At 60.3% G+C, this 2,762-nt stretch carries 7 protein-coding genes; 5 read left to right on the top strand and 2 right to left on the bottom strand.

The features are described from left to right. Nucleotides 1-6: 6 nt before the first annotated feature. From AOZ13_RS15910 to AOZ13_RS13360, 5 genes are all read left to right on the top strand, one after another. A complete protein-coding gene (locus tag AOZ13_RS15910; RefSeq protein WP_449404305.1) occupies nt 7-132 on the top strand; it encodes a DUF7389 domain-containing protein in 126 nt (41 codons plus the stop codon). Between the two features lie 66 nt (nt 133-198). After that, nucleotides 199-408: a hypothetical protein gene (locus AOZ13_RS13375; RefSeq protein WP_021780851.1), complete on the top strand. Its 210-nt coding sequence runs from the start codon at nt 199-201 to the stop codon at nt 406-408. After that, nucleotides 405-797, top strand: a complete 393-nt coding sequence (locus tag AOZ13_RS13370; RefSeq protein ID WP_199897077.1) for a UPF0175 family protein — start codon at nt 405-407, stop codon at nt 795-797. Before AOZ13_RS13375 ends, AOZ13_RS13370 begins: the two co-directional genes overlap by 4 nt. Nucleotides 798-809: 12 nt before the next feature. Next, nucleotides 810-1,316 (top strand): hypothetical protein, encoded by a 507-nt coding sequence (locus tag AOZ13_RS14625; RefSeq protein ID WP_199897076.1) that lies wholly within the window; start codon nt 810-812, stop codon nt 1,314-1,316. 13 nt (nt 1,317-1,329) lie between these two features. Next, entirely contained in the window at nt 1,330-1,593 is a 264-nt protein-coding gene (locus AOZ13_RS13360) for a hypothetical protein (protein WP_049934137.1), read from the top strand. Nucleotides 1,594-1,601: 8 nt separating this feature from the next. Here AOZ13_RS13360 and AOZ13_RS15155 read toward each other — a convergent pair whose 3' ends face one another. Further along, nucleotides 1,602-1,865, bottom strand: a complete 264-nt coding sequence (locus AOZ13_RS15155; RefSeq protein ID WP_021780846.1) for a hypothetical protein — start codon at nt 1,863-1,865, stop codon at nt 1,602-1,604. Between the two features lie 190 nt (nt 1,866-2,055). Beyond that, the gene (locus tag AOZ13_RS13350) at nt 2,056-2,610 is read right to left on the bottom strand and encodes a DUF7342 family protein (protein WP_049934135.1); all 555 of its coding nucleotides are present in this window, start codon (nt 2,608-2,610) and stop codon (nt 2,056-2,058) included. Nucleotides 2,611-2,762 lie beyond the last annotated feature (152 nt).

The following is a 2,762-nucleotide window of genomic DNA, read 5'->3' as shown; positions in this document are numbered from 1 at the left end:
GACAAAATCACGGGCAAAGTGAAAGCCCAGATGCTTGAGGGGGCCAAGGAGGATATGGACGTGCTGCGGGCGTACCTCCACACCCTCGCCGAGGACGCACGCCGAATCCAACCGGAAGTCGAGAGCGAGTAGGACGAGAGACGCACGGTGCGTCTCTGGGTCGGTTTATCGTCGCCGAGAAGGGCGAGGCGACAACCAATGCCCAAGCGTACAACGACGGACGAAACTCCGCTCACGCCCGAACAACGACTCGCCCCCGAGAACCTCGACCTCCTGCGCGCCTGTATCGTGACTATTCCCGACGTCGAGACTGTCCGAGAGTGTGCCGCCTACGAGAACGCGCATCAGAATCGGGAGCCAGTCCTTCGCCAGCTCGCACAGCAGGCGGCAGAACTGCGATCAGAGTGAGAGTGTACGTCGTCGGAGGTGCATCTGTCGAGAGTAGGGGGCCCACCTCTGGCTTTATACGGATGGCTTACCAAGAGAGCGTACGGAGTGTTCATGTTATGATCGACGTTGAAGACAACATCGAACTCCTCCAGCAGTCGGGACGGTTTTCCTCCGAGGAAGAGTTCCTTGAGGAAGCGTTTCGCGCCCTTCTGGAGAAGCGCCCCGAGCTACGCGTCGATCTCGCGGTCGAACAGTACAAGAGCGGTACCGTCTCGCTCAATCGTGCTGCCGAGCTCGCCGGCTATAGCCCAGAAGAGTTCAAGGAAATCCTCCGCGACCGTGGCGTTAGCCGCGACGTCGCCATTCTCGGCGACGACGAGCGATCCGAACGCCTCGAAAATCTATAACGGGGCGTCAGTATGCTCGTCGACAACAATATCTTGAGTTCGCTCGCGAAAATCGAGCGGCTCGAGCTACTTCCCGCGCTTTTCGAGCAGGTCGGGACGGTTCCCTCTGTGCTTGATGAACTCCACCGTGACGAGGTAGCCGGCTATCGGTTCGTCGAGCGGATAGATGCGATTAAATCCTATCGCGGCGGCTGGTTGCAGGTCTACTCGCCAACCGAGGCCGAAGTTCAGCTCGCTGACGAAACCGTCGATGCATCTCTCTCGTTCACTGATGCGGAGTGTATCGCCGTCGCGGCAACCCGCGACGAGCGACTGCTCACCGACGACGGTCACGCCGCTGAGATGGCCTCGCAACAGGCTGTCGAAGTCTGGGATCTGAAGCTACTACTCGAGGCGACGCTTGTTAAGGGACACATCGAATCCGAAAACGAGCTGGAAGCCGTGATCGATGCACTTCGAGAACGGGATGGATATCGGTTCTCGAACCAAGACCGGGCTGATCTGTTTGAGCGACTCTGACTCGATGTCGAATATGAGCGACTCAAACATGCAGAAGGCTCTCGACGAGAAACACGAGCGGAATCGTGAGCACCGCATTGAGGCCGTCAAGCGCTGGGTAGCGTATCTGAAATCCGAACCGCCCGAAGTCTGGGGGCCCCAGCAGAATGCGGTCGTCAACGACCAGCTCGACGCTGCGCAGAGCGTCGGCACGTCGGCGCAACACCAGCAGCACGTCAAGAACGTCGCTGCAGACATCGCAGCCGTGAAAGACGACGACGCGGCCGAGAGCGAGTAGCGGTCTTCTCACGCTGCATGCAGTGTTTCGACGCGGTCACTCACCCAGTCGAGGACGGTGAAGAGAACCTCAAGCGCGTGTGTCCCGAGTGAGGATGCGACGGCGGCCCCAGCATCGGGCGGCGGGTGGAAATGGCTTCGTGGTGCGTCTGTCTTCGGATGGCGGTCCCAGCGACACTGGTAGGAGGCGTCGCCGCGTGTCTCGATGTAGTGGACGTAGTAGTCGTCGGTGTCGAACCAGTGGATTTCGAGGCGGACAGCATCGACGTCCATGGGATATGCCTCATCGTCGAGTTCAAACTCGAGATAGCGAGGTGAGGTACGAGTTGGTTCGAAGGTCCAGGCCTCAACGAGTGGATGTGTCGCTGCGCGACGGCCGAGTGTTCGAAGTGTCGTCGTGTCGAGGCGACCCTGCGGGGGCTGGTCGTCCTCGTCTGGGATTGGCGGCATCGAAAAGCGCGGGTTAGGCGGAGGCAGTATCGCTGGTGTCCCGACGCTGTTCAGCGCGATGGGCAGCTTGCTGGAGGAGTTCGATATCGTGGCGAAGACTGCGCCAGCGACTCAGCGCCTCCCAGCGGTCGTGAACCGTCTCGTGATCGACGCCGTCGAACTCGCCGGGTGAGACGGCATTAGGGCTGGGCGCGTCGAAGCGCTCCTGGAGGGCGTCGTCCTCTTCGATGAGGTCGTCGATTTGGGTGCGGAGTTCGCTCGGCGTGTGGTCACGGGCGAGATCCTCAATACGCTTCCAGCGGAAGTACGCCTCATTGCGGCGATACTCGGCTGGACGGCTCCCGCGTGTCTCAACGATATCCATCTCGACGAGCTGTGAGAGCGCGTCGCGCGCCCCGTCCGTCGAGCACGACGCCTGCTCCGCGATCTCACTCACGGGTTCGTAGGTTGAGAGTGTCGTGGCGACGTCGTAGACGCGTTGGAAGGTGGTCCGCTCAGCTGTCCACCGACTCCGTGCATCACCAGCAGCTGTAGACGACGGAACAGGGTCCGGGCGCTCCTCGCTCATACACATCTATAGTCGCTACTAGAAGGTATATGTTTGGTGTGACCGAGATATATCTACTTATCTGTAGGCGCAGGCTACTTCGGCACGAGTTTGTCGAACCCCCGGAGAGGGCGGAGGCTCTCAGCAATGAGCAACACACCAGACCTGGATGT

The organism is Halarchaeum acidiphilum MH1-52-1, from assembly GCF_000474235.1.
GTDB classification, from domain to species: Archaea; Halobacteriota; Halobacteria; order Halobacteriales; family Halobacteriaceae; genus Halarchaeum; species Halarchaeum acidiphilum.
Note: the sequence above shows the minus strand (reverse complement) of the source record. Positions and strands in the feature narration are given on the sequence as shown.